Source organism: Synechococcus sp. R6-10 (assembly GCF_047461815.1).
GTDB lineage: Bacteria > Cyanobacteriota > Cyanobacteriia > Thermostichales > Thermostichaceae > Thermostichus.
In genome coordinates this window covers 1-3,868 of the sequence record NZ_JANSHW010000716.1, presented here as the reverse complement: position 1 = coordinate 3,868, position 3,868 = coordinate 1, and the positions used below count along the sequence as shown (strand labels likewise).

Sequence of the window (3,868 nt, the reverse complement as noted above, 5' to 3'; positions counted from 1 at the left end):
TTGCTTCCAGGATAGGGGATAGCAAACCTTTGGTGATCTCTGGGCCTCACGAGTTGGGTTCAGACGCCGCAAAAAAGCGATCCAAAGCCTGCAGCAAATCCGGTACGGAAGCTTGGTCAATCCAGGATCGAATATAAGCCTGTTGCTCCGCCAAGTTTTCAATGCGGCCCAACTTTTGCATGGCCAAGTAGCGGGTTTCTGCCGCGGCGCGATTGGTTTGCAAGTCCAGCCGCTGCTCCGGGGTCAGCGGATACTCCGTTTGGGCCAGCAGGTAATCCGCCACCATCATGAACAGCAGAGGCCCCGCCAATTCCACCTGGGGCTCGGCTTCTGGCTCAGAATCAGCAACAGCGAGATCTTGGAGATCTTGAAAAAGATCCTGACCCAGTTGCAGCAGCTCTTCTGCTGAAGCCGCCCGCAGCACCGTCTCGGCAGCAGCCTGCAGCGGCTCTGGGGAAACCCTGTGGTGGATGGCCAATTCCGCCAGGGCCTGTTCCCATTGATCCCGTTGGGCTTGCACCACAGCCCGCTCTTCTGGAGAAAAGTCCAACCGCTCCAGCAACACCTGCAGAGCCACAGCCCCCACCAACAGGGGGGGGAAGCGCAGCACTGTAGAGGCGGATCCCGCCTGCTCCAAAAAGGCTTCCAAATCCGGGCCGGATCCCCTGTCCAGCAAGTCCTGCAAGTAGGCCAGCACCTCTTGGGGCGAGGTCAACCTGAGGATCCCTCGCACCTGTGCCCGCAAGTCTGCGGGGATCCCAAGGAGCTGCACCTGGACTTCGGCCCGCGCCTGCGCTTCTGCAATCAACTCCGGCAAATCTGCCGTCGCCTGACCGGCCTGCAACAAAACCTGGCTAGAGTCCTGCAACAGGCTGGCCGCTTCCACAAACAGCAGCACCTGCGGGACTTGCAGCGTTGGCCAAACCATGCTAGCCAAGCTGTGGATCCGCAGGGGATCCCTCCGATTCTGGATTGGCTGGCGCAGCGGGGTGAGCTGAAGTGGGCTTGTGCCAGTGCAGACCGATCAGAGCATCGTACAAAAAGCCCCAAAACTCTCCCTTCTCCCAGAGCCCCAGCGTTTGCTGGCAGTTGCGCGCGTCCAGCTCAGGTTTGGCTGCCCAGTAGGCTGCTTGGTATTTGTACCAGGGAACAGAAGGCCAGAGATGGTGGATCAGGTGATAGTTTTGCCCCAACAGCAGAACGTTGGTCAGCCATCCGGGATAGACGCGGGCATTGTACCACCGCTCTTGGGATTGAAAAGGGCGATGGGGCAGGTAGTCAAAAAACAAGCCCAGCAAGAACCCCATGATAAAGGCAGGGGGTAGCCAATAGTTCATGATGTAGTCGGTGTAGCCGAAGTAGCTGGCCAGACCAAAGGTCAGGATAACCACCAGCCGACTCAAGCCCCACTCCAGCAGATCCCAGCGACCTTTCCGCCAGAGCTGCCGCTTAAAGAAAAACACCTCATGGTAGAAAAACCGCGGCGCGATCAGCCACAGCGGCCCCCCTGTCGAGACGTAGTGATCGGGATCGTCTTCAGGATGGTTGACGTGGGCGTGGTGCTGCATGTGTACCCGCTTAAAGACGGGATAGACAAAACCCTGCAACAGGGCAGAGCCGTGTCCGAGTGCCTCGTTCAGAAAGCGGTTGCGGTGGGCCGAGCCATGGGAAGCATCGTGAATCACCGTGCCCAGAACATAGAGGGCCACAAAATTGAGCCAGAACACCATCCATTTGGGCCAGTGCCAAAAGGCGTACCCGCCAAAGCAAGAGGCCGAAAGCACCACCGCAGCCAAAAACATCAGCAAGGTGGGATTCCAAAATTCCGAGGGTGGCCCCAACAGCTCACGAGGCAATGCGAAAGGTTTTTGGGCTGGTTCAGCAGTAGCAGCAACAGTCATCGGCAGCCATCCTTAGGTGCGCACAGTGCAGACAGAGAGGATGGGTCGAGGCAGCGCGTCCCAGTCATCACACCGAAAAGAGATCGAAGAGATAAGTTTGTTAACTTTCGTTAGTATACGGCAGAGACCTGCCCAGCTTCTCAGCCCAAGCCTTATTTTCCTCACAACCCCAGCCATGGGGGCACCTTCCTCTCCTGGCCAAGGATTCCTGAAGGATCCCGACAACGGCAAACTGCCCCTGAAGCCGGAGAAAAGCCGTAGTGTGAGGTTTTGTTGCAATTCATGTGCAGATTGCGAGGGGATCCCAGCAGGAGGGGTAATCTAAGGGTCGGTCAACCTGAGTGAGGACGAAAACCATGATGCCTGTTGTCGCGCCGCTGGCTTTGACCGCTCAAACCAGCCCCTGGTCCCCCCTGAGCGCCGTGATTATTCTGCTCTGCACAGGGCTGGCTTACCTGAGCTTCAAATCCTCTTCTGGAGTGGCCTCAGAGACTGGGCCGGTACTGGGAATGACCTGGCCAGAAGTCATCGGGGTTGCCAGTTTTGGCCACTTGCTGGGGGTGGGGGTCGTTTTGGGCCTCTCCAACATTGGCGTTCTCTAGGTCGCCACTTCCTTTACATTTCTTGAACTTAGTCCGGATCCCTGCTGGATGATGTTAAGCTCTATTTTAATTCTGAAAGAAGCAGTTTCTTCAGCCGCATTTTCCCCTGAGGTTTGTTGCTATGTCAGCGATGGTGCTCCTGGCCAGTTTGCCGGAAGGCTATGAATTGTTTGACCCGCTGATCGACATTTTGCCGATCATCCCTGTTCTGTTTTTCCTGCTGGCTTTTGTCTGGCAAGCGGCAGTGGGCTTTAAGTAAAGCCATTGCTTTTACTGAGGTCGCAAAGGTCTCAAAGGCCTGGGTGGTCTGGAGAAAACTCAAGCAAACCTAAAGGGCTTCCCCCAGCTTATCTCCCAAGTTGGGGGCTCTTTGCTTTGCCCATTTATGGTCATTTCGATTCAAACTAGGACACTGCACCCACGCCTAAAACGTTAAATGCACCGTGCCAGAAGGCCTTTCAAGGACTCCGTCCCGCTAGCGCAAACAGTAGCTCAGGTGTCTTGCCCTGAACTGGAACGACTGTAAACGACTATAAAAACAACAAGCCGTCTCGCCACTGTCCACATGACTCCCAAAGGTGGGCCAGGGATCCGGCGCTAGGGTTCGCGGTCGAGGACACCGGTAATCCAGAGAACCCCTGCCAAGCAGACGAAGTGGGCAAACGTCACGTTGATGTTGGCGGCCAGCAGCAGCACTCCTGTCACCTGGTTGGCCTGGGTGCGGGAAAACATGCGCGCCAACAGCTCGCCCACTTGGGCTTCCATACCAATCAAAGCAAGGAAGGCCCCAATGAGGCTGACATAGGTGACCAACTGCAACTGCTTGGGCAGATCCAATTGGCTTAAGGCATCGGCAGAAGCTGAGCGGCGCTCCGCGTGGAGCAAGTAGCGCCAGTTGAAAAATAGACCGGCTGCCAGGGTGAGCAATGTAAACAAGGTGAACCAGAAGGCGATGACAGCCCCCAGCGAGTCATCTCGATAGACGGTATTTTGGCCGATTAAAAAGCCAAACCACAGCAGCAGCGCCGTCGCCCCCAAGATTGCCTGGAACCAAAACCCAAAGCGACGAGTCATGCGCAAGCGAGACTTCATCCGCTCGATAGCCGCCCGTACTGACGGCGACATGGGCTCGTTCATCTTTTTCCCCCGCTCGCCTGGATGAACACCAACGTTCGCTTCCAGCCTATCTTCATTCTCCGGCCCCAGTCACCAAATTTTCGGGCTGGAGGCCCGCACCATAGCCGCAGGCTTGGTGTCGGGAGGAAAGCCCTCCTCTATATAGGTTTGCTGGTCAAAGTCTGGATGAACTACAATAAGCCCATGAGCCAGACTATATCGGTGCGTTGCAAGCTGATAGTCCCACAA

At 56.3% G+C, this 3,868-nt stretch carries 5 protein-coding genes; 2 read left to right on the top strand and 3 right to left on the bottom strand.

Annotated features, from left to right (window positions below; genetic code table 11):
* Nucleotides 1–46 precede the first annotated feature (46 nt).
* Both NW837_RS15515 and NW837_RS15510 read right to left on the bottom strand, forming a co-directional pair.
* Nucleotides 47–928: a hypothetical protein gene (locus NW837_RS15515; protein ID WP_414332572.1), complete on the bottom strand. Its 882-nt coding sequence runs from the start codon at nucleotides 926–928 to the stop codon at nucleotides 47–49.
* Between the two features lies 1 nt (nucleotide 929).
* Nucleotides 930–1,901, bottom strand: a complete 972-nt coding sequence (locus tag NW837_RS15510) for a fatty acid desaturase (RefSeq protein ID WP_414332570.1) — start codon at nucleotides 1,899–1,901, stop codon at nucleotides 930–932.
* Between the two features lie 356 nt (nucleotides 1,902–2,257).
* On the opposite strand from NW837_RS15510, the gene psaK reads away from it, so the two are divergent.
* Complete coding sequence (gene psaK / locus NW837_RS15505; RefSeq protein ID WP_414332568.1) at nucleotides 2,258–2,503, top strand: photosystem I reaction center subunit PsaK; 246 nt, start codon at nucleotides 2,258–2,260, stop codon at nucleotides 2,501–2,503.
* A gap of 121 nt (nucleotides 2,504–2,624) precedes the next feature.
* Nucleotides 2,625–2,762 carry a photosystem II reaction center protein K gene (locus NW837_RS15500; protein ID WP_414332566.1) on the top strand — a complete coding sequence of 46 codons (138 nt, stop codon included), beginning with the start codon at nucleotides 2,625–2,627 and terminating at the stop codon, nucleotides 2,760–2,762.
* 338 nt (nucleotides 2,763–3,100) lie between these two features.
* On the opposite strand, the gene NW837_RS15495 is transcribed toward NW837_RS15500, so the two are convergent.
* Nucleotides 3,101–3,640, bottom strand: coding sequence for a DUF3611 family protein (locus NW837_RS15495; RefSeq protein WP_414332564.1), 540 nt, complete (start codon nucleotides 3,638–3,640; stop codon nucleotides 3,101–3,103).
* Nucleotides 3,641–3,868 lie beyond the last annotated feature (228 nt).

Coding starts and splice junctions, on each gene's coding strand:
- NW837_RS15515 (WP_414332572.1), bottom strand. CDS start 928: ATGGTTTGGCCAACGCTGCAAGTCCCGCAGGTGCTGCTGTTTGTGGAA.
- NW837_RS15510 (WP_414332570.1), bottom strand. CDS start 1,901: ATGACTGTTGCTGCTACTGCTGAACCAGCCCAAAAACCTTTCGCATTG.
- psaK (WP_414332568.1), top strand. CDS start 2,258: ATGATGCCTGTTGTCGCGCCGCTGGCTTTGACCGCTCAAACCAGCCCC.
- NW837_RS15500 (WP_414332566.1), top strand. CDS start 2,625: ATGTCAGCGATGGTGCTCCTGGCCAGTTTGCCGGAAGGCTATGAATTG.
- NW837_RS15495 (WP_414332564.1), bottom strand. CDS start 3,640: ATGAACGAGCCCATGTCGCCGTCAGTACGGGCGGCTATCGAGCGGATG.